The organism is Acidovorax sp. ACV01 (assembly GCF_014851495.1).
Taxonomy (GTDB): Bacteria; Pseudomonadota; Gammaproteobacteria; order Burkholderiales; family Burkholderiaceae_C; genus Acidovorax; species Acidovorax radicis.
Window position 1 is genome coordinate 83,336 of the sequence record NZ_JACUZT010000002.1, and the last position, 19,570, is coordinate 102,905.

Annotated in this window: 20 protein-coding genes; 12 read left to right on the forward strand and 8 right to left on the reverse strand. The window is 63.0% G+C overall.

Annotated elements, in window-relative coordinates; all coding sequences use genetic code 11:
• The first annotated feature begins 61 nt into the window (after window positions 1–61).
• On the forward strand, window positions 62–1,294 hold the full coding sequence (locus IB243_RS04930; RefSeq protein ID WP_192425493.1) for a diguanylate cyclase: 1,233 nt from the start codon (window positions 62–64) through the stop codon (window positions 1,292–1,294).
• 134 nt (window positions 1,295–1,428) lie between these two features.
• Here the strand turns inward: IB243_RS04930 and IB243_RS04935 are convergent, their stop codons facing one another.
• Genes IB243_RS04935 through IB243_RS04950 form a run of 4 tightly spaced genes read right to left on the reverse strand, consistent with a single transcriptional unit; the run spans window position 1,429 to window position 5,412 of the window.
• A complete protein-coding gene (locus IB243_RS04935) occupies window positions 1,429–2,538 on the reverse strand; it encodes a DegT/DnrJ/EryC1/StrS aminotransferase family protein (RefSeq protein WP_192425495.1) in 1,110 nt (369 codons plus the stop codon).
• Entirely contained in the window at window positions 2,535–3,377 is an 843-nt protein-coding gene (locus IB243_RS04940; protein ID WP_192425497.1) for a Gfo/Idh/MocA family protein, read from the reverse strand. The genes IB243_RS04935 and IB243_RS04940 overlap by 4 nt, the downstream gene beginning before the upstream one ends.
• A gap of 10 nt (window positions 3,378–3,387) precedes the next feature.
• Window positions 3,388–4,158 (reverse strand): hypothetical protein, encoded by a 771-nt coding sequence (locus tag IB243_RS04945; protein WP_192425499.1) that lies wholly within the window; start codon window positions 4,156–4,158, stop codon window positions 3,388–3,390.
• A gap of 12 nt (window positions 4,159–4,170) precedes the next feature.
• A complete protein-coding gene (locus IB243_RS04950) occupies window positions 4,171–5,412 on the reverse strand; it encodes a glycosyltransferase (RefSeq protein ID WP_225584757.1) in 1,242 nt (413 codons plus the stop codon).
• 177 nt (window positions 5,413–5,589) lie between these two features.
• On the opposite strand from IB243_RS04950, the gene IB243_RS04955 reads away from it, so the two are divergent.
• Entirely contained in the window at window positions 5,590–6,450 is an 861-nt protein-coding gene (locus IB243_RS04955) for a sulfotransferase (protein WP_192425503.1), read from the forward strand.
• A gap of 36 nt (window positions 6,451–6,486) precedes the next feature.
• Here the strand turns inward: IB243_RS04955 and IB243_RS04960 are convergent, their stop codons facing one another.
• A complete protein-coding gene (locus IB243_RS04960; protein WP_192426311.1) occupies window positions 6,487–6,957 on the reverse strand; it encodes a YqaA family protein in 471 nt (156 codons plus the stop codon).
• Window positions 6,958–7,122: 165 nt separating this feature from the next.
• On the opposite strand from IB243_RS04960, the gene IB243_RS04965 reads away from it, so the two are divergent.
• The 4 genes from IB243_RS04965 (at window position 7,123) to purH (ending at window position 10,828) form a co-directional block, all read left to right on the forward strand.
• Window positions 7,123–7,692 carry a D-Ala-D-Ala dipeptidase gene (locus IB243_RS04965; RefSeq protein ID WP_192425505.1) on the forward strand — a complete coding sequence of 190 codons (570 nt, stop codon included), beginning with the start codon at window positions 7,123–7,125 and terminating at the stop codon, window positions 7,690–7,692.
• A gap of 162 nt (window positions 7,693–7,854) precedes the next feature.
• Window positions 7,855–8,901: a tRNA dihydrouridine synthase DusB gene (gene dusB, locus IB243_RS04970; protein WP_192425507.1), complete on the forward strand. Its 1,047-nt coding sequence runs from the start codon at window positions 7,855–7,857 to the stop codon at window positions 8,899–8,901.
• Window positions 8,898–9,131, forward strand: a complete 234-nt coding sequence (locus tag IB243_RS04975; RefSeq protein WP_010459546.1) for a Fis family transcriptional regulator — start codon at window positions 8,898–8,900, stop codon at window positions 9,129–9,131. Before dusB ends, IB243_RS04975 begins: the two co-directional genes overlap by 4 nt.
• 95 nt (window positions 9,132–9,226) lie before the next feature.
• Window positions 9,227–10,828: a bifunctional phosphoribosylaminoimidazolecarboxamide formyltransferase/IMP cyclohydrolase gene (gene purH / locus IB243_RS04980; protein WP_192425509.1), complete on the forward strand. Its 1,602-nt coding sequence runs from the start codon at window positions 9,227–9,229 to the stop codon at window positions 10,826–10,828.
• 233 nt (window positions 10,829–11,061) lie between these two features.
• Here the strand turns inward: purH and pobA are convergent, their stop codons facing one another.
• A complete protein-coding gene (pobA, locus tag IB243_RS04985; protein ID WP_192425510.1) occupies window positions 11,062–12,246 on the reverse strand; it encodes a 4-hydroxybenzoate 3-monooxygenase in 1,185 nt (394 codons plus the stop codon).
• Window positions 12,247–12,487: 241 nt separating this feature from the next.
• On the opposite strand from pobA, the gene IB243_RS04990 reads away from it, so the two are divergent.
• Window positions 12,488–13,267, forward strand: a complete 780-nt coding sequence (locus tag IB243_RS04990) for an IclR family transcriptional regulator C-terminal domain-containing protein (protein WP_192425511.1) — start codon at window positions 12,488–12,490, stop codon at window positions 13,265–13,267.
• 76 nt (window positions 13,268–13,343) lie between these two features.
• Here the strand turns inward: IB243_RS04990 and hemL are convergent, their stop codons facing one another.
• Entirely contained in the window at window positions 13,344–14,654 is a 1,311-nt protein-coding gene (gene hemL, locus IB243_RS04995) for a glutamate-1-semialdehyde 2,1-aminomutase (RefSeq protein ID WP_057226233.1), read from the reverse strand.
• Window positions 14,638–15,597, reverse strand: a complete 960-nt coding sequence (locus tag IB243_RS05000; protein ID WP_192425512.1) for a bifunctional hydroxymethylpyrimidine kinase/phosphomethylpyrimidine kinase — start codon at window positions 15,595–15,597, stop codon at window positions 14,638–14,640. The genes hemL and IB243_RS05000 overlap by 17 nt, the downstream gene beginning before the upstream one ends.
• Before the next feature lie 94 nt (window positions 15,598–15,691).
• Here IB243_RS05000 and IB243_RS05005 point away from each other — a divergent pair, with 94 nt between their 5' ends.
• Genes IB243_RS05005 through IB243_RS05025 form a run of 5 tightly spaced genes read left to right on the forward strand, consistent with a single transcriptional unit; the run spans window position 15,692 to window position 19,540 of the window.
• Window positions 15,692–15,865 carry a rubredoxin gene (locus tag IB243_RS05005; RefSeq protein WP_008903269.1) on the forward strand — a complete coding sequence of 58 codons (174 nt, stop codon included), beginning with the start codon at window positions 15,692–15,694 and terminating at the stop codon, window positions 15,863–15,865.
• A 58-nt stretch (window positions 15,866–15,923) separates the two neighbouring features.
• On the forward strand, window positions 15,924–16,322 hold the full coding sequence (locus IB243_RS05010; protein ID WP_005796099.1) for a PleD family two-component system response regulator: 399 nt from the start codon (window positions 15,924–15,926) through the stop codon (window positions 16,320–16,322).
• Window positions 16,322–16,687, forward strand: coding sequence for a PleD family two-component system response regulator (locus tag IB243_RS05015; protein ID WP_010459520.1), 366 nt, complete (start codon window positions 16,322–16,324; stop codon window positions 16,685–16,687). The genes IB243_RS05010 and IB243_RS05015 overlap by 1 nt, the downstream gene beginning before the upstream one ends.
• A gap of 15 nt (window positions 16,688–16,702) precedes the next feature.
• On the forward strand, window positions 16,703–17,230 hold the full coding sequence (locus IB243_RS05020; protein WP_029413284.1) for a chemotaxis protein CheW: 528 nt from the start codon (window positions 16,703–16,705) through the stop codon (window positions 17,228–17,230).
• 21 nt (window positions 17,231–17,251) lie between these two features.
• Window positions 17,252–19,540 (forward strand): methyl-accepting chemotaxis protein, encoded by a 2,289-nt coding sequence (locus IB243_RS05025; RefSeq protein ID WP_010459516.1) that lies wholly within the window; start codon window positions 17,252–17,254, stop codon window positions 19,538–19,540.
• The last annotated feature ends 30 nt before the right edge of the window (window positions 19,541–19,570 follow it).

Genomic DNA, 19,570 nt, shown 5'->3' on the forward strand with positions numbered 1-19,570 from the left:
GCAGCTTGCGCATTTCGGTGAGCTGTCACCCGAACGAACCTGGGCCCAGGCCTGCCTCCACATGTTTTTTGGTCGCAAGAATCCGTTTTCGACGACGGACGCCTTCCCCCTGTCCGACGCTGTCATGGAGTTCGATGACTCGTCTTCGGCCTCGGTGCACCCTGCACGCCGCGCGCTGGATGGCGTGGGGCCGCGAAACGGACGCAGCGCGGGTGAGAAATGGCTAATGGCGTTGGGGCTGATAGGCCTGTACGGGCTGGCGGTGGCGGCGTTTTGCACACTGGGCGTGGTGGACCTGCTGGTGCTCGCCGTGTTCGGTGTGCTGGTCGCTGTGGTTTGTACGGCCTTTTGGGGTATTTTTCGCTCGGGCCTCTACCAGAAGGTTCGCCATCGCCACCTGAAGTTGGCCATGGTGGCCACAGCGCTGATGTGCATGCTCGGGCTGTTTTATCTGGCCCCGGTCACGCAGATCCTGCTGGCGCCGTTCACTTTTGTGGCCGTGGCTTATGGCATTTTCACCGTTCCGCGATCCGCCCTGCTCGCCCTGTCTGCTTGTATGTTGTGCCTGTATGCCGTGGTGATGGGGCTGCACTACCTGGATCAGCAAAACGAAGCGCTGCTGCGCCTGGAGGCGTTGCATTGGCTGGCGTTGGCGGTTTCTTTGCCTGCCTTCATTGCGCTCATGGGCCGGGTACAGCGCCTGTACCGCAGCCTGTACCACGCCAGCCGCAAGATCAAGAATATCCAGGAAGACGCCCAGCGCGACCCGCTGGTGGGATGCTTCAACCGGCGCTATGTGTTGGCCGCGCTGGAAGAACAAAAGCAGTTGGCTGACGAAAGTGGCATCCCGCTGTGCCTGGCCGTGCTGGATATTGACCATTTCAAGCGCATCAACGACGAGCTGGGACATTTGGGGGGCGACGAGGTGTTGCGCACCTTTGCCCGCATTGCACAGCAGGGCGTTCGCGGAGGCGATGTGTTTGGCCGCTATGGGGGTGAAGAGTTTCTGCTCATCTTCCCTGGCACGTCGTTGCTGCCTGCGCTCAATACCTGCGAGCGCATTCGTGCCCAGGTAGAAACCCATGCCTGGAGCGGTTTGCTCAAGGGCCGGGTGACGGTTTCCATTGGCGTCACGCAGTATATTTTGGGCGAGTCGGTGCTGGAGTTCTTCTCACGCGCCGATACCGCCATGTACATGGCCAAGGAAGGCGGGCGCAACCAGGTGGTGGTCGAAGAGCCGGTTGCCAGGGGGCATTCGTTGCTGCCCGCATCCAGCGCCCACTCTTTTCTATGAGGTGCAGGGCTACTCCTGAGGGTACATCTCAAAGCGAATTGACCCATGCTTGCGCAGCCAGGTTTCCGCGCGGATCAGTCGATGCTTTCGCAATAGTGGTCATCTAAACCGTGCGTTCCCTGGGGATGCATTCGTCAAGGTCGACCCGCCGCGAGCACAACTGCCTCGATGACGCGGCCGACCTCTCCATCAGTCATGCCTGGAAAGATGGGAAGCGCAAGCGCCTGCTGCGCGTGGGCCTCGGCATGGGGGAGGGGCACCTCGGGAAAGCACTTCAGATACGCCGGTTGCCTGTGGATCGGATCGCTGTAGTAGATCCGGGTTTGCACACCTTCTTGTGCCAGCATTGCGCGCAGCCTGTCGCGCTGCGCGCACCGCAGGACAAAGTAGTTCCAGGCGTGTCCATCGTGATGGTGAGGCAGTGCAATGCCGGGAAGCCTGCCCATGCCCGCCAGGTAACGCCGCGCGATGCTTTTCCGTTGGCTCAGCCAGGTGTCTAGCTGGCTCAGACCTTGCGCCAGCGCCGCAGCCTGAAATTCATCCATGCGGCTGTTGTAGCCAACCTCGGAATGGCATCCTGCGTGCAGCCCGTGATTGCGCAGCGACATCGCACGGTCAACGAAATGCGCATGGCGGCTGGTCAGCGCACCGGCGTCGCCCGGCGCGCCCAGGGTTTTTGTGGGGTAGAAACTGAGCGTTCCAACGTCGCCCAGGGTGCCGGCCTGCAGCAACCCCTGACCTTCAACATGCACCTGGGCACCCAGCGCCTGTGCGGCATCCTCTATCAGCGGCACCCCCATCGCGCGGCAACTCTGTGCGATGGCTGGAATCGCACTGGCATCGCCAAACAACGGAACCGCCATCACTGCGCGGGTGCGAGGTGTGATGCAGGCAAGCACTTCCGGTTCGCCACAGACGAAGTCGTGGGCCTGGGAGTCGCACAGCACCGGCACGGCCCCTGTGCGGACCACTGCTTCAAAGCAGGCAAAGAATGTGTAGGAGGGGAGAACGACTTCATCACCAGGTTCCAGGTTGAGCAACCGGAGCGCGAGCACCAGGGCATCGGTTCCCGAATTCAATGCAACCACTGGGGTTTCCAGTCTGGCGGAGAGGGCTTGTTCAAAGCCCCGCACACGCTGCCCCAGGATGTACTGGCCACTTTCCAGAATTTCTGCAAACGCAGCACCGAGGCCAGTGGCATTCGCAGGCACCTGCCAGGGGCTGCGAAAAAAGGGCACCGTCATAGCCTTGCCGCGATCGCGAGGGCGCGGCGGGCAGCGGTTGCGCCCTCCATCGCACTGGCCAAATGCGAAGGCTGTCCTTTGAGCATGCTGTGAAAGGCGGTGTATTGGCGTGTGAGTGCGTCCGGTTGGGTCGGCTCTGCGCGGTGCGACAGGGGCAGTTCGCAGACGGCCGTGGCTTTGTGCCAGCGGATGGTCGCACTGGAAGAGTCCGCGCCATGGAGTGCGTGGAAATTCACGACGGTCGACCCCATCGCCACCTGTGCGGAGACGCCGTCGCCGTGCTCCTGGACGGAAAGGATGTGAAACGAGTCCGGTGTGTGGCAGCGCAGCAGGTGGGCGGCCAGATCCAGGTCGTGGACCATCAGGTCCAACACCACCGAATGGCTGCACCCTGGAAGGCGCGACTGCCGTGAAAACACGATGCTCCCCGGCGTTGTGTCCCACGGAGCGGACATCAGCGCCTGATTGAAGCGCTCGATATGTCCCGTGAAGAGCCGGCGACGGGTCGCCTGGGCCGCATCGAGCATGGTGTCGATCTCCGCCTCTGAGCTCGCCATGGGTTTCTCTACCAGCACATCGATCCCCCGGTGCATCAACGTGATCGCAATCTCGGCGTGGGTATCTGCGGGGGTCACCACCGAGGCCGCCTCCACGCCACGGGGGAGGTCATTCAGGGACGCGATGGCGTTGAAGCCGTCGGCTTGCGCCGCATTGCGGGCACCGGGTTGGGGGTCGACCACACACAGCACTTCGAACGCAGGATGTGCTTGGGCACGCAGGGCATGCACGCGCCCAAAGCGGCCATAGCCAATCACTGCGATGCGGGTGCGGTTCGCCATGGGGTCCACTTCAGCGCTGGGGTGCGAAGGACTGCACCAATTGCCTCAGGTGCTGGGCCTGGATGACGTGCTTGTAAATACCTGCCAGACGTCGCTCTTCGCCAATGCGCTCGAAACTGGGCATCGCGTCGGGGACCTTGCCGTCCTCATAGGGGGTGCGGCGCGCTGTGTACAGGCACTCTGTGGCGAACGCTTGCTGCCCATAGCTATCCAGCATGGTCTTGAGCTCTTGCTCGAGCACTGGACTGCAACGCCGGGCGTAGTCCTGCATCTTGGCGAGTTTCTGGGCCAACTCTGGCGCAGACAGTGTGATCTTGACCTCGGCCTGTTCCTCGTGGGCGGGATCACAGGGGTGGCCGACCAGTGGAATCTCCAGGTTGCGGACCTGCCGTCCGGCCTGCCCCATCTGCTGCACCAGACAATTTGCCAGTACCCGGCACAGGTCGTGCGTTGGGTTGTAGCCCTCTGCCTGGTCGGACACCAGCACATCGATGCCCTCTTGCAGGGCGGCCTGGGTGAGCTGGGTCAGCCAACCGGTAAACGGGGATGGTGCGGTGCCGAGCAAGGCTTGGTACACCGCAGCGTCTGACACCGGCTCCAGCCAGTCGCGGCGCACGCGAACGCCGATGTCGGCCAGCAGATCCTGGGTGTCGCTCAGGCGTGCCTGCCCGATGGAGCCGTCACCGTTCGTCAGGATCACCACGTGGGGCTTCACTCGGCGCACCCACTCAAAAATGCGCAGTTCGTGGCCCGGGTGGGCTACCAAAAGAAGAGGCTTCATGGTCGTTGGGGTTTAAGTGCTTCGGTGCGCCGCGAGCCAGCGCAAGGGCGCGGTCAGTCGCCAGGACCAGCTGGCGCGCAATGCGCCAATTTGCCCCTCCAGATCGGCCGCAAGGGCCTTCGTGGCAGCCAGTTCCAGCGCCTGTGGATCGGAGTGGGGATGGGGGGCGGGCGCTGGCGGGTCGGCGATGGGCGAGGTCGGGCTGTGCCGTGCCTTCAGCGATTCGACCCGTTCGAGCAGGATGCCGGTTTGCACCGCCACCTGTGCAACGCCAAACGGCATGAGATTGTCTGCAACATGCTGGGCGAACTCGCGGAGTTCTTCCTGAGGGCTGACCGGGCGGCGGGTGGTTTCGGCATGGACGATGCGTTGTGCCAGGCGCTCCACGGCGTCCGCAGTGGCGGCCAGTGATACGTGCTCGCGTACGTAGGCGCTCACGGCCTGCGCATCTGGCGCACAGTAGCGTTGTATCTCCTGCTCGATGGCATCGCGGTGAATGCGCTGTTGCATCAGCCGGCGTCCAAAGTTCCAGCGATGCCATTCCTTGACGTTGCCTGGCGTGACCATGCCTGCCAGGCCCGTGCCTTCGTTGAGAAGGATGACAGCACACCCCACCGCCATCGCCTCCATGGCACAGCGGGCCTTTGCAAACACCAGGTCAAACTGCGCCAGGACTTTTTCTGGAGAAGCCTCCTGCCGCCCGACGCCTTTTCCAATGACCTCCAGCGATATGCCAAGCGCCGCGCAGGCTGATCGGATGGCTGCGGTTTCTTCGCTCTCTGTGGAGTAATTGCTGAATATCGCCGCGCGCAGCGGTTTGGCGGGCAACGGTGGGCGAGGGCGAAATCTTTCCAAGTCGACGCCATTGGAAATGATTTCTAAAGACGATCGCGGAATGCCATTTTCGAGATACAGGCGTTCCGCACAATTCTCATCTACCGCCACATGTTGCCGAATGCGGGTCAAGCGCGGCGGTTTTCCGTGCAAAGCTGTGCGGTCGTGGCAAATGGATATGGCCGGGGTGGACAAAAAATGCGCCATGCAGGCCACTGTATCGTCGCGCATATTTCCGATAATGATGTCCGGCGGTTCGGACATACAAGACAACTCGGCAATACAAGCAATACAGCGCGAGCGCAGTTCGTCCGCCAGATCACCCATGATGGGGGCATACACCACGATGGAATGGCCACGCTGGTGGAGGGCGAGTGCAAGATCGCGAACAAAAAGCTCTGCACCGCTGCGATATTGCATGCCGCACACTGCAATAAGGATTTGCACAGGGGACCTTTGAACTCAGGGATGTCTGAAGGCGAAGCTGTAGCGGGCGCTTGCCAGTAAAGGAAATGATACGCGATGGGCCTCCAGCATTACTGGCAGCGGCTTTGCAAAGGCCGAGCGGTGCAAGCACCCTTGCCAGCCCTTCCCCCCATGCCGATCATCGTCGGCTCACCCCGATCGGGGACCACCCTTTTGCGGCTGATGCTGGATGCACACCCCGCGCTCGCCATTCCGCCAGAGACAGGGTTTCTCGCCATGCCCCTGGACGGTTTTGGCACACCCGATCCGCGCACCTGGTTTTGCAACGCCGTCACGGGTTTTCCTCCCCACGCGCCGGGATGGGCGGACTTTGGCATCGACCGGGCTGCTTTTTCACAGGCTCTGGAATGCGTCGATCCCTTCAGTCTCCCCGACGGTTTCCGGGTGTTCTATCGGATGTATGCCGCCAGGTTCCACAAGACGCGGTGGGGCGACAAGACGCCGCTTTATGGCCTGCACATGCCCTATCTGCAGCAACTGCTGCCGGAAGCGCATTTCATCCACATCGTTCGCGATGGGCGGGCATGCGCTGCCTCGCTGCGGGATCAGTGGTTTTCACCCGGGAGATCCATGGCTGTCCAGGCGCGGCACTGGCGGGACAACGTCACCACCACAAGAAGCAACGGCGCGCTGTGCCAGAACTACCTGGAACTCCGCTATGAAAACCTCATTGCCAATAGCGAAGCAGAACTGCGAAGGGTGTGCGATTTCATCCGGATCGATTTTGATACGGCCATGCTGGGTTACCACACCCGAAGCGGAGAACGGCTCCAGGAGCACAAAGGCCGTGTCACCGCAGACGGTGCGGTCATCGTGTCCGAAGAGCGGCGGCGAGCGCAGCAGGCCAGAACCCTGCAGGCACCAGACCCGCAGTTGCTGGATGCCTGGCGCAGCATCTTGTCAGCGGATGAGATCCTCGAATTTGACGCGGTTGCGCATGACTTGCTCAGGGAGCTGGGCTACATCGCCTGATACGGCGGCCTGCGCCTGCACACATCGCCGGCACTGTCACGGCACGATGTGCCCGGGCATGAAGTACAGCAGCACGCTGGTCATGACCAAATAACGGAAAAACTTGCCCACTGCCATGTACGCCAGGCAGGGCCAGAACGGTAGCTTCAACCACCCCGCCACAGCGCACAGCGGGTCGCCCACCACGGGCAGCCAGCTCATCAGGCAAGCGCGCGCGCCAAAACGCTGGAGCCAGTGGAGGGCGCGCACGTCGGTGGCGTTGCCACGGGCCTTGTCCACCGCCTTGTGGGCGCCCAGGCCCATCCACCAGCTCACACCACCGCCCAGCGTGTTGCCGGCCGTAGCCACCAGGATGGCGGGCCAGAAGAGTTCGGGGTTGATCGTGATCAGGCCGAGCACCGCAGGCTCCGAGACCAGCGGCAGCAGCGTGGCAGAAATGAACGCCACCATAAAAACCGTGCTCAGGCCGAACTGCGGCAGCGCAAGCCATTCCAGCAGCTGGTGCATCCAGATTTCCATATGCGGCAAGTGTAGGGCGGTGCAGCCGGTGCTTTCTTGCCAGGGGGCGCCGTCCTACGCCGGTCCGCGCCATCTGCGCATGGCCTGTAGATGGCGTCTTTCGTATCGTGATACCCACACCGTCCCTCAAAAAATCCACACGGAGGAGGCCCCATGCACAGTTTTCAACCCCATGTCGTTACTGGCAGTCCGGCCCAGGCGGGCCTGCCGGTAGGTCCGCGCTGGGCACCGCTGGTCTTGGCACTGCTGCTGGCCGCATGTGCACACAGCCCACGGGCTGCGGTGCCCGAACTGTCCGCCGCCGAGGTGCCGACCGCCGCCTTCACCACCTGCACCGAAACACCGTCGGCGCGCGCGGCCTTGCAGCGTGCTGGCCAGGAGCTGCAGGCGCAAGGCATGGTGCTGCAAGCCACCTGCCCGGCGGCTGGCGGTGGCTGGGTGGTGAAGGTGCGTGTGGTGGACGGAATGAAGGCCAGCAAGGTGGTGCGTGGGCCGCTGGCAGATGGGCATGACGTGGACATGGGCACGCCCGCAGGTGTGGAGCTGGCAGGCGCGGCAGCGGCTGCGCAGGGCTTTTCGCCCGATGTGCGGCACAACCGTGATTGGCTGCGCGCGATGATGGCCCGCCATCAGTTCGAAAACACCCCGGATGCCTGGTGGCGCTTTGCGCAGCGCGGCACTGCACCTGTGCGCACCGCAGACGCCGACCTCGCTGCACGATGAGCTTGCCCAGCCGGGACAGCGTTTGATGGACGCGAGGTCCCACGGAGGCGCTCCCGTCCAATTTTTCAGGGGGCAAAACATTTCATTTGCTGAAATTTTCAGCAGGTACAATCCTGCCTCCTTTTTCAGCATCTGCTGCTGCCTCTATCTCACCCCCCGTCCATGCACATCGGCCACATTCCTTTGGCGAACCGGTTGTTCGTCGCCCCGATGGCGGGCGTCACAGACCGGCCGTTTCGCCAGTTGTGCAAGGCGCTGGGGGCTGGGTATGCGGTGAGCGAGATGGTGACCTCGCGCAAGGACTTGTGGAACAGCCTCAAGACCTCGCGCCGGGCCAATCATGAAGGGGAACCGGGGCCCATTGCCGTGCAGATCGCCGGCACCGATGCGCCGATGATGGCCGAGGCCGCGGTCTACAACGTGGAGCGTGGCGCGCAGATCATCGATATCAACTTGGGTTGCCCGGCCAAGAAGGTGTGTAACAAGTGGGCGGGCTCCGCGCTGATGCAGAACGAGGCGCTGGCGGTGGAAATTGCCGAGGCCGTGGTGCAGGCCTGCGCGCCCTTCAACGTGCCCGTCACGCTGAAGATGCGCACCGGCTGGTGCCAGGAGCACAAGAACGCGGTGCAACTCGCGCGGCAGTTCGAGGCCGTGGGTATCCAGATGCTCACCGTGCACGGCCGCACGCGCGAGCAGGGCTACAAGGGCCATGCGGAGTACGACACCATCGCGGCCGTCAAGGCGGCGGTGAAGGTGCCTGTGGTGGCCAATGGCGACATCACCTCGCCCGAGAAGGCGCGTGATGTGCTGGCTGCCACCGGCGCTGACGCGATCATGATTGGCCGCGCCGCCCAGGGCCGCCCGTGGATCTTCCGCGAGATCGGCCACTTTCTGGCCACGGGCGAACACCTGGCGCCACCGCTGGTGGCCGAGGTGCGGCGCCTGCTGCTGGACCACCTGCAGGACCACTACAGCCTGTACGGCGAGCTGACCGGGGTGCGCAGTGCACGCAAGCACATTGCGTGGTACCTGCGCGCGCTGCCGGGCGGCGAGGCCTTCAGGCAACACATCAACACGATCGAAGACTGCACCACGCAGTGGCAGGCCGTGGCCGACCACCTGGATGCCCTCGCGCAACAGATGGACCGGCTACCCGCCGCCACGGGCGTGGATGCAGAACCAGAAGAACAAGAGGGATTGGCTGCATGAGCAAGAAACACATAGAAGAATGCGTGCGCGAGAGCCTGCAGGGCTACTTTCGCGACCTGGGCGGTGAGACACCCGATGGCATGTACGAGATGCTGGTGCGTGTGGTCGAAAAGCCGCTGCTGGAAGTGGTGATGACACACGCCGACAACAACCAGTCCCGCGCGGCCGAATGGCTGGGCCTGAACCGCAACACGCTGCGCAAAAAGCTCGTCGAGCACAAGCTGCTCTGACGCCATTGTGTCATTTGCTATTCAATTTATAGCTGCTGACGCTTGATGGATAAGCGCCAGGGCCTGTTTTTATTCAAACCCTCCCCACCCACACCATGAACGCACTCCTCTCCGTCTCCGACAAGACCGGCATCGTCGAATTCGCGCAAGCCCTGCATGCCCTGGGCATCAAGCTGCTGTCCACCGGCGGCACCGCCAAGCTGCTCGCCGACAAGGGCCTGCCCGTGACCGAAGTGGCCGAGGTCACGCAGTTTCCTGAAATGCTGGACGGCCGCGTGAAGACGCTGCACCCCAAGGTGCACGGCGGCCTGCTGGCGCGCCGCGAGCTGCCCGAACACATGGCGGCTTTGAAGGAACACGGCATCGACACCATCGACCTGCTGGTGGTCAACCTCTACCCCTTTGAAGCCACCGTGGCCAAGGCAGGTTGCACGCTGGCCGACGCCATCGAGAACATCGACATCGGCGGCCCCGCCATGGTGCGCAGCGCCGCCAAGAACTGGAACGACGTGGGCGTGATCACCTCGGCCGACCAGTACGACGCCGTGCTGGCCGAGCTGAAAGCGGGCGGCAAGCTGTCTGACAAATTGCGTTTTGCTCTGTCGGTGGCAGCATTCAACCGCATCGCCCAGTACGACGGTGCCATCAGCGACTACCTCTCGTCCGTCACGTTTGAAGAAGAAAAGCTGTCGGAAACCTATGTGCCCACACGCGCCCAGTTCTCCGGCCAGAGCAACGGCATCTTCACCAAGGTACAGGACCTGCGGTACGGTGAAAACAGCCACCAGCAGGCCGCGCTGTACCGCGACCTGCATCCCGCGCCCGGCTCGCTCGTCACGGGCGTGCAGCTGCAGGGCAAGGAGCTGAGCTACAACAATATCGCCGATGCCGACGCTGCCTGGGAATGTGTGAAGAGCTTCGAGGCCCCGGCCTGCGTGATCGTCAAGCACGCCAACCCCTGCGGCGTGGCCGTTGGCCTGGATGCGCTGGATAGCTACAGCAAGGCCTTCCAGACCGATCCGACCAGCGCCTTCGGCGGCATCATCGCCTTCAATCGCACGGTGGACGGCAACGCCGCGCAGCAGATCTCCAAGCAGTTTGTCGAAGTGCTGATGGCCCCCGACTTCACGGCCGAAGCGCTGGAAGTGTTCAAGGCCAAGGCCAATGTGCGCCTGCTCAAGATCGCACTGCCTGCACACGGTGGCAAGACCGACTGGGCGCGTGGCCGCAATGCCATGGACGCCAAGCGCATCGGCTCGGGCCTGCTGCTGCAGACTGCCGACAACCATGAGCTCTCGCTCATCGACCTCAAGGTTGTGACCCAGAAGCAGCCCACGCTGGAACAGATGGAAGATCTGCTGTTCGCCTGGAAGGTGGCCAAGTACGTCAAGAGCAACGCCATCGTTTTCTGCAAGGGCGGCATGACCATGGGTGTGGGTGCGGGCCAGATGAGCCGCCTGGACTCGGCCCGCATCGCCAGCATCAAGGCCGGGCACGCCAACCTGTCGCTGCAGGGCACCGTGGTGGCCAGCGACGCCTTCTTCCCCTTCCGCGACGGCCTCGACGTGGTGGTCGATGCAGGCGCCACCTGCGTGATCCAGCCCGGTGGCTCCATGCGCGACAACGAAGTCATCGACGCTGCCAACGAGCGCGGTGTGGCGATGGTGTTCAGCGGCGTTCGCCATTTCCGCCACTGAATTCGGTACATCCCCCTGAGGCGCTGCGCGCCTTCCCCCTTCTCTCGAATGGCTGCGCCATTCGGGAAGGGGGACGCACCCGGCGCGGCGGGGCGGCCCTTGCGCGGGTGCCCTGGCATGGGCTGCGCGCTTTCTGTCGGCAGAGGGAAAAACAAAAGGCGGTCTGAGCCGCCTTTTTTTTTGTGCACTGCGGCACCAAGCCGTCCGCTTTCCAGGGCAGGTGGCGTTCTGCCTCAGGTCCCGAAGTTCATCGGCAGTCCGACATAGTTCTCGGCCAATGAGACCGAGGCGGCGCGCGAGTTGATGAGGTAATCCAGCTCGGCCTCCTGGATCTTCTGGCCGAACTCGCCCGTCTCGGGGAAGCGGTGCATCAGCGAGGTGAACCACCACGAGAAGCGCTCTGCCCGCCACACCCGGCGCAGGCAGCGGTCGGAGTAGGTGTCGATGCCCACGGTTGATTTCTCTGTGTAGAACTCGGTGAGCGCGGTCCAGAGGTAACCCACGTCGCTGGCCGCCAGGTTCAGGCCCTTGGCGCCCGTGGGCGGCACGATGTGGGCTGCGTCGCCCGCCAGGAACATGCGGCCAAAACGCATGGGTTCGGCCACAAAGCTGCGCAGCGGGGCAATGCTCATCTCCAGCGCCGGGCCGGTGACCAGATTGGCACGTGCCTCGGGGTCCAGGCGGTTGCCCAGCTCGGTCCAGAACTGGTCGATGGTCCAGTTCTCGATCTTGTCGGTGTTGGGGACCTGCACGTAGTAGCGGCTGCGGGTGGCGCTGCGCATGCTGCACAGCGCAAAGCCACGTTCGGTGTTGGCATAGATCAGTTCGTGCGAGACGGGCGGCACGTCGGCCAGCACGCCCAGCCAGCCGAAGGGGTACACACGCTCATAGGTCTTGAGCACGTCGGCCGGGGCGCTTGCGCGGCACACGCCGTGGTAGCCGTCGCAGCCTGCGATGAAGTCACAGGCCAGCTCGTGCGTCTGACCGTCCTTCTGGTAGGTCACGCGGGGGCTTTGGCCGTCGAAGTCGTGCACTTGTACGTTCTGCGCGTCGTACACGGTGGTCAAGCCTTCTGCCGTGCGCGCATCCATCAGGTCGCGCGTCACTTCGGTTTGGCCGTACACCGTCACGCGGCTGCCGCCGGTCAGCGCGTGCAGGTCGATGCGGTGCCGTGCACCCTTGAACAGCAGCTCGATGCCGTCGTGCGGCAGGCCTTCGGCATGGGCACGGGCGCCGACGCCGGCCTGGTCCAGCAGGTCCATGCTGACCTGCTCCAGCACCCCGGCGCGGATGCGGCCCAGCACGTAGTCGGGGCTGCGCTGTTCGATGACGACGGCGTCGATGCCGGACTTGTAGAGCAACTGGCCGAGCAGCAGACCGGCGGGGCCTGCGCCGATGATGGCAACCTGGGTACGCATGGTGGACAACCTCACAAAGGCGTTGGAGAGCGGTAGATGAACAGGGTCAAGCGTAGGTTGATCCAGGTCAATCCGGGGTCCGGCCAGGGCGCTAGTGGGCGATAGATAGATGCAATGTGCGATCATCGCGCAATCTTCCGTGCCAAGGGACCTCGGTACGCCAACCGCTGGTTCGCCCGTTGAGCCGCATCGCGTCTCAGGCCACCCATCGGCCGACTGACCCACCCACTCTGGAACCCGAATGACCACCGTTCCCATCGCCAAAGCAGACTTCATCGAAGGCATGGCCAAGGGCATGGCGGTGCTGGAGAGTTTTGACACCGAACGCCAGCGCCTGAATGCCACGCTGGCAGCCCAGCGCACCGGCCTCACGCGCGCGGCGGCGCGGCGGCACCTGCTGACCCTGGCGCACCTGGGGTATCTGGAGACGGACGGCAGCTACTTCTGGCTGGCGCCCAAGGTGCTGCGGTTTTCAGGCAGCTACCTGGCCTCGGCGCGGCTGCCGCGTGTGCTGCAGCCCACGCTCAACCGGCTGGCGGCACAGACGCAGCAGTCGTTTTCGGCGGTGGTGCTGGATGGCAGCGAGGTCGTGATCGTGGCGCGCAGCGGGGTGTATGGTGCGCCGTCGCGTGTGCTGGCCTATGGACTGCACCTGGGGGCGCGGCTGCCAGCACACCCCACGTCCACGGGGCGGGTTCTGCTGGCGGCGTTGCCGCCGGCGGGGCTGACGGCGTGGTTCAAGGCCTGTTCGTTGCACCGCCTCACACCCCACACCATCACCCAGGTCGGCCCGCTGCGGCAAGTGATTGCCAAGGTGCGGCGTGACGACTACTGTCTGGCGGTGGAAGAGCACGAGCTGGGCGTGCATGCGCTGGCCGTGCCCCTGCGCAACCTGCAGGGCGACACGGTGGCGGCGCTCAATGTGGTGGCGTCGCCCAAGCAGATCGATGAGGGCAGCCTGCAGCGCGATATGCGGCCCCTGCTGCACGAGGCCGCGCGCGAGTTGCGGGGGCTGTTGTGAAAGCTAAAGCGGGTAGGTAAGCGGGAATATCAGTAAGAATGGCCTCTGGCGCTTGATGGTAAAGCGCCAGTAGCTATTATTTTGATAGTTCTTTGAACACTTCGCGGGCGGCTGCCACGGTGGCGGCAATATCGTCGGCCGTATGGGCCGAGCTCACGAAACCCGCCTCGTACAGCGCCGGCGCAATGTAGATACCGCGGTCCAGCAGGCCGTGGAACAACTGGTTGAAACGCGCGCTGTCGGTCTTGAGCACCTGGGCGTAGTTCTGGGGCAGCTCGGGCATCAGGAAGAAGCCGAACATGCCGCCTTCGCTGTCGGTGCTGAAGGGCACGCCCTCGGCCGCCGCTGCAGCGGCCAGCCCATCGACCAGCGAGCGTGTGGTGGCCGAGAGGGCGTCGAAGAAGCCAGGTTTCTTGATCTCGCGCAGCGTGGCCAGCCCGCAGGCCGTGGCCACCGGGTTGCCCGACAGCGTGCCCGCCTGGTACACGGCACCCAGCGGGGCCAGGTGTTCCATGATGGCGCGCGGGCCCCCAAAGGCGGCCAGCGGCATACCGCCACCGATCACCTTGCCGAGCACCGTGATGTCGGGCTTGAAGCCGGGGATGCTCTTGGCGTACACGCTCTGCGCGCTGCCCAGGGCCACGCGAAAGCCGGTCATCACCTCATCAAGTACCAGCAGCGCGCCGTGTTCGGTGCACAGCTCGCGGCAGCGCTTCATGAACGGCACGCTGGCGCGCACCAGGTTCATGTTGCCCGCGATGGGCTCGATCATCACGCAGGCCAGTTCCTTGCCATGCAGGGCGAAGGCTTCTTCGAGCTGGGCGACGTTGTTGTATTCCAGCACCAGGGTGTGCTGCACCACTTCGGGCGGTACGCCCGCGCTGGTGGCATTGCCAAACGTGGCCAGGCCCGAGCCGGCCTTGACCAGCAGCGAATCGGCATGGCCGTGGTAGCAGCCCTCAAACTTAATGAACTTGCTGCGGCCCGTGGCACCGCGCGCCAGGCGGATAGCGCTCATGCCGGCTTCGGTGCCCGAGCTGACCAGGCGGATCATCTCCATCGAAGGGACGAGGCTCAGGATTTCCTCGGCCAGCTCCACCTCGCGCTCGGTCGGCGCACCAAAGCTGAAGCCTTCAAGCGCGGCGCTCTGCACAGCTTCGAGCACGGCGGGGTGGCCGTGGCCCAGGATCATCGGGCCCCAGGAGCCGATGTAGTCGATGAAACGCTGGTCATTGGCGTCCCAGAAGTAGGCGCCCTTGGCACGTTTCACGAAACGGGGCGTGCCGCCGACGGCCTTGAAGGCCCGCACGGGCGAGTTCACGCCGCCGGGGATCAGCGCCTTGGCGCGTTCGAACAGGGGGATGTTGAGATCAGTGCTTGGTGTCATGGGGGGGCATCACAAAGCCTTCGAGGGCTTGCGCTTCGTCAATCAGGAGTTCTTCTTCGTCGCCGTCGGCCTCGTCATCGTCGGGCTGGGCCCAGAACATGCGATCGGGCACGATGTGCCCCATTCCGGGGCGAAAGCCGGCGTCCAGGCAGCGGTCGAGGTAGCCCAGGGCTTCGCTGGTGGCTTCGCCCAGGTCGTTGCCGCTGGCCACCAGGGCCGTGAGGGCGGCGGACAAGGTGTCGCCCGCGCCGGAGAAGGTGGCGTCGAACAGTTCGAACTTGCCACTGCCCAGCACGGTCTGGGGGGATGCGAGCACGTTCTCGACAAACTGCTCGGGCAGCGGAATGCCGGTGACCAGGGTGTAAGGCACGCCCATCTCGGAGGCGGCCCGGGCAATGTCGCGGGCAGTGGGACTGCGGTCGCTGGTCCAGTCGGGCAGCAGCCAGCGCCACAAGGTGCTGTGGTTTCCAACCAACACCGAGGTCTGCGGTAACAACAATTCGCGGAAGGCATCCAGGTACTCGTCGATCAGCTCGTCGCGCCACCAGGACAGGTTGGGCATGTAGGCGATCACGGGGACTTCGTCGTAGTCGGTCGTGATCTCGGCAATGGTGCTGATGTTCTCCGGGCTGCCCACGAAACCGACCTTGATGGCCTGTACTGGCAGGTCTTCCAGCACGGCCCGGGCCTGCTCGGCCACAGCCTCGTCGTCAAAGCTGAAGTGGTCAAAAATCTCTGCGGTGTCGCGGGCATAGGCGCCTGTGACCACGGCAATCGGATGCCCGCCCACGGAGGCAATGGTGGTGATGTCGGCTGTCAGCCCACCGGCACCGCTGGGGTCGCTGGCATTGAAGACGAGGACACACGCAGGGCTTGCGTCCTCAGAACCGTCATCTTCAATGTCTATGCTTTCGGGGGGGGGAGGGGATGCTTTGGTGGTCATGGACCAGATCCTGCTTGAGGGGTGGCACCGAAGCCGCAGCCCACGGAGATGACTAGATACAATCGTTGCATTCTATGTGAAGGCCCTTTAAGCTGTGATCGACTCTAAAACTTGGATGTGTTTGATTTGCGGTTGGATTTATGACGAAGCAGAGGGTTCACCTGAGCACGGCATTGCACCCAATACACCCTGGGATCAGGTTCCGATGAACTGGACCTGCCCCGAGTGTGGGGCCCGCAAGGAAGACTTCGAGATGGTTCAGATTTGAGGCGCACCAGCATCATGTGCTGCTGCGTTGTTTTTTTCTCCATCAGGAGCAGTAACAATTGACTACAACAGGCGCATCTTTCAAAGTGCTCGTGGTGGATGACAGCAACACCATCCGTCGAAGCGCCGAGATTTTTCTCAAGCAGGGGGGGCACGAAGTCTTGTTGGCCGACGACGGCTTTGATGCTTTGGCCAAAGTCAATGATTACCAGCCTCAGCTGATTTTCTGCGACATCCTCATGCCCAAGCTCGACGGGTACCAGACCTGCGCCATCATCAAGCGCAATGCCCGTTTTGCAGATACTCCGGTGGTGATGCTGTCCTCCAAGGATGGCGTATTCGACAAAGCGCGCGGGCGCATGGTCGGCTGCCAGGAATATCTCACCAAACCGTTTACCAAAGACCAGCTGTTGCAGGCAGTGCAGCAGTTTGGCAATTCCCAACAAGGAGCGATGTAATGCCCATCCAGAAAGTATTGGTCGTCGACGACTCGAAGACCGAGTTGATGTTTTTGACGGACCTGCTTCAGAAAAAAGGCATGCAGGTCCGCACCGCAGAAAATGCCGACGAGGCTTTCCGCCGTCTGGCGGAAGAAAAGCCCGACCTGATCCTCATGGACGTCGTGATGCCCGGGCAGAATGGCTTCCAGCTTACACGCGCCATCACCCGCGACCCGCTGTATGCCGATGTACCCATCATCATGTGCACGAGCAAGAACCAGGAAACGGATCGCGTCTGGGGGATGCGGCAGGGTGCACGGGGCTATATCACCAAGCCCGTGGATCCCGCTGAACTGCAGGCCAAAATCGACGCTCTGAACTAAGGCAGCGGCGCGTTCATGGCCAACCGCGAAGCCCTGCGAGAGCTCCAGACCCGACTTGCCAGCCGCCTTCAGGCTGCAAGAACTGAAGGGGCCTCTGTTTCATCCTGGCTGGCTGTCGAGTCCGCTGGGAGTTTTTACTTGCTGCCACTGGGACAGTCGGGGGAAATCTTCCCCTGGGTCTCGATTCAGGCGGTGCCCTATACCCAGAACTGGTTTCTGGGGGTTGCCAACCTGCGCGGTGGCTTGGTTGGTGTGGTGGATTTGGCCGGCCTTTTGGGTTCTGCAGCGCCCCGCACAGAGCAAGCACTGTCGGAAACCAGCCTGCTGGCCTTCAACGCTGCCCTGGAGGTGAACGCCGCGCTGTTGGTGGATCGCCTTGCGGGACTGCGTGGAACCGATGCATTTGTGTCGTCCGAGCCACCCGCCGAAGATTCGCCCGCGTTCTTTGGCACCACCTATATCGATTCCAGCGGCACACGCTGGCAGGAGCTGAACTTGCAGATCCTGTCCCAACATCCCGCTTTCCTGAGCATCAGTGCTTGAGTTTTTCTGTAAGGCTGCACCATGTCCGTCGTCAATCAATTTGGAAAACTGTTCAACCGGAAACCTGCCACGCCGGATACCGGCGCGACTGCCGGCACCGCCGATGACGGGCAGGATCTCCTTGCTGCGGGCTCGCTGGACGGCGGGCAGCTGCGCGACACCTACCAGGCTGAAGCGATGAACAGCGTTCAAGGCGATCCGGATGGTTATGTGCCGGAATTGACGGCACCCGATGCGGAGGAGGATCTCATTGCTCTGCCGCTGCTTGGTCGTTCCACGGCGGCGGCCCACCAGCGGCGACTGCTCGGGCTGTTGGCTATTGGTGTGATCGTCCTGGCGTTGATCGCCGCCTGGGTGTTGCGCCAAGCCGACCGCTCTGCGCAGCAACTTGCGGCGACCGGTCAATCCCTGATGCAGTCGCAGCGGCTGGCCAAGTCGGTATCGCAGGCACTGGTGGGCAGCCCGCAGGCCTTCCCGGACGTGGTGGAAAGCTCCGGCGTGTTGGCGCGCAATGTGCGCGCCCTCAATGCGGGCGATGGAGAGCTGGGCGTCGAATCCCTGGGTGAGCCCTACAAGCCTGACCTGGACGCTGTCAATCCGCTCATGGAGCGTGCAGAACGCAATGCCAGCGTCGTGATGGGCCAGCAGAAGATCCTGACGCAGGTGGGCGATGCTCTGCGCACCATCAATCGCCAGTCCTCGGATCTGCTCGAAATCGCAGAAACCGTGTCGTCCCTGAAGCTGCAGCAGAACGCTCCTGCTGCTGAGATTTCCGCTGCTGGTCAGCTCGTGATGTTGACCCAGCGTATCGGCAAGTCCGCCAATGAATTCCAGACCATGGAAGGCGTGAGCCCCGAGGCCGTGTTCCTGCTGGGCAAGGACTTGAACTCGTTCAAGGAAATCGCCCAGGGCCTGTTGGATGGAAGCCCTGAACTGCGCTTGGCTGCGACGAAGGATGCCCAGACCCGCGAACAGCTGGAAGCCTTGGTGAAGCTCTATGAGCAGACCCGCACCCAAGCCAGTGCCATTCTGGGCAATCTGCAAGGCCTGGTGTCTGCCCGGGAAGCACAATCCGCCATCATTGCCGACAGTGAGCCGCTGCGTCGCCAGCTCGAAGGCCTGCAAACCAAGCTGTCGGCCCAGACGGGTGTGGGTGGTGGTCAGCTGGCAGCTCTCGCGCTCGCCGGTTTGTTTGTGATCTTTTGCGGTGTGGGAATTTCCCGCGTCCAACTGCTCGATAGCCGGGGACGCCAGGCTGCAGCTGAAATGCAGCAAAAAGACGCCAAGCGCCAGGAGCAGGAAGCGAAGCGTGTCAATGACGCCAACCAGGCCGCCATTTTGCGTTTGATGAACGAACTGCAATCGGTCGCTGAAGGTGACTTGACCCAGGAAGCCACCGTGACGGAAGACATCACAGGCGCCATTGCCGACTCGGTGAACTACACGGTGGAAGAGTTGCGCCAACTGGTGGGCAGCGTGCAGAACACGGCCACCCGCGTGGCCCAGACGACCGCCCAGGTGGACAACACATCCACGGAACTGCTGGCCGCTTCGACCGAGCAACTGCGTGAAATTCGCGAAACCGGCCGCTCCGTTCTGGACATGGCGACCCGAATCAATGAAGTGTCTACACAGGCCCAAGAGTCCGCCACTGTGGCCCGCCAATCGCTGCAAGCTGCTGACTCGGGTCTCCAAGCCGTGCAAAACGCCATCGGCGGTATGAACTCCATCCGCGATCAGATTCAGGACACCTCCAAGCGGATCAAGCGCCTGGGCGAATCGTCGCAGGAAATCGGTGAAATCACGGAACTGATTTCCGACATTACCGAACAGACGAACGTGCTGGCTCTGAATGCCGCTATTCAGGCTGCTTCCGCCGGTGAGGCCGGCCGAGGCTTCTCAGTGGTGGCCGAAGAAGTGCAGCGACTGGCTGAACGTTCTGCAGATGCAACGCGCCAGATCTCTGCGCTGGTGAAGGCGATTCAGACCGACACCCAGGATGCCGTGGCCGCTATGGAACGCTCCACGCAGGGTGTGGTGGAAGGGGCTCGTCTGTCTGACAGCGCAGGTACTGCACTGACCGAGATTGACCGTGTGTCACGTCGCCTTGCCGAGCTGATTGAGCAGATTTCGTCGTCAACATCGCGGGAAGCTGTTCTGGCTAACGAAGTGGCCGACAACATCCAGCACATTTTTGCGGTGACCGAGCAGACGGGTGAGGGCACCCGCACCACAGCGCAGCAGGTGCGCGAGCTCTCGCACATGGCTGAGGAACTGCGCCAATCGGTGGCACGGTTCAAGATCGCCTGACGCTTAGTCATCAACCAGCTGGCTCATAGC

Excerpts from the sequence above, each read along its gene's own strand:
- IB243_RS04990 (WP_192425511.1), top strand. The coding sequence starts at position 12,488 with ATGACCACCGTTCCCATCGCCAAAGCAGACTTCATCGAAGGCATGGCC.
- IB243_RS04960 (WP_192426311.1), bottom strand. The coding sequence starts at position 6,957 with ATGCACCAGCTGCTGGAATGGCTTGCGCTGCCGCAGTTCGGCCTGAGC.
- IB243_RS04975 (WP_010459546.1), top strand. The coding sequence starts at position 8,898 with ATGAGCAAGAAACACATAGAAGAATGCGTGCGCGAGAGCCTGCAGGGC.
- pobA (WP_192425510.1), bottom strand. The coding sequence starts at position 12,246 with ATGCGTACCCAGGTTGCCATCATCGGCGCAGGCCCCGCCGGTCTGCTG.
- IB243_RS04950 (WP_225584757.1), bottom strand. The coding sequence starts at position 5,412 with ATGCAATATCGCAGCGGTGCAGAGCTTTTTGTTCGCGATCTTGCACTC.
- IB243_RS04965 (WP_192425505.1), top strand. The coding sequence starts at position 7,123 with ATGCACAGTTTTCAACCCCATGTCGTTACTGGCAGTCCGGCCCAGGCG.
- dusB (WP_192425507.1), top strand. The coding sequence starts at position 7,855 with ATGCACATCGGCCACATTCCTTTGGCGAACCGGTTGTTCGTCGCCCCG.
- IB243_RS04940 (WP_192425497.1), bottom strand. The coding sequence starts at position 3,377 with ATGGCGAACCGCACCCGCATCGCAGTGATTGGCTATGGCCGCTTTGGG.
- IB243_RS05025 (WP_010459516.1), top strand. The coding sequence starts at position 17,252 with ATGTCCGTCGTCAATCAATTTGGAAAACTGTTCAACCGGAAACCTGCC.
- IB243_RS04935 (WP_192425495.1), bottom strand. The coding sequence starts at position 2,538 with ATGACGGTGCCCTTTTTTCGCAGCCCCTGGCAGGTGCCTGCGAATGCC.
- IB243_RS04945 (WP_192425499.1), bottom strand. The coding sequence starts at position 4,158 with ATGAAGCCTCTTCTTTTGGTAGCCCACCCGGGCCACGAACTGCGCATT.
- IB243_RS04955 (WP_192425503.1), top strand. The coding sequence starts at position 5,590 with ATGCCGATCATCGTCGGCTCACCCCGATCGGGGACCACCCTTTTGCGG.
- IB243_RS04930 (WP_192425493.1), top strand. The coding sequence starts at position 62 with ATGTTTTTTGGTCGCAAGAATCCGTTTTCGACGACGGACGCCTTCCCC.
- IB243_RS05020 (WP_029413284.1), top strand. The coding sequence starts at position 16,703 with ATGGCCAACCGCGAAGCCCTGCGAGAGCTCCAGACCCGACTTGCCAGC.
- IB243_RS05015 (WP_010459520.1), top strand. The coding sequence starts at position 16,322 with ATGCCCATCCAGAAAGTATTGGTCGTCGACGACTCGAAGACCGAGTTG.
- IB243_RS05000 (WP_192425512.1), bottom strand. The coding sequence starts at position 15,597 with ATGACCACCAAAGCATCCCCTCCCCCCCCCGAAAGCATAGACATTGAA.
- purH (WP_192425509.1), top strand. The coding sequence starts at position 9,227 with ATGAACGCACTCCTCTCCGTCTCCGACAAGACCGGCATCGTCGAATTC.
- hemL (WP_057226233.1), bottom strand. The coding sequence starts at position 14,654 with ATGACACCAAGCACTGATCTCAACATCCCCCTGTTCGAACGCGCCAAG.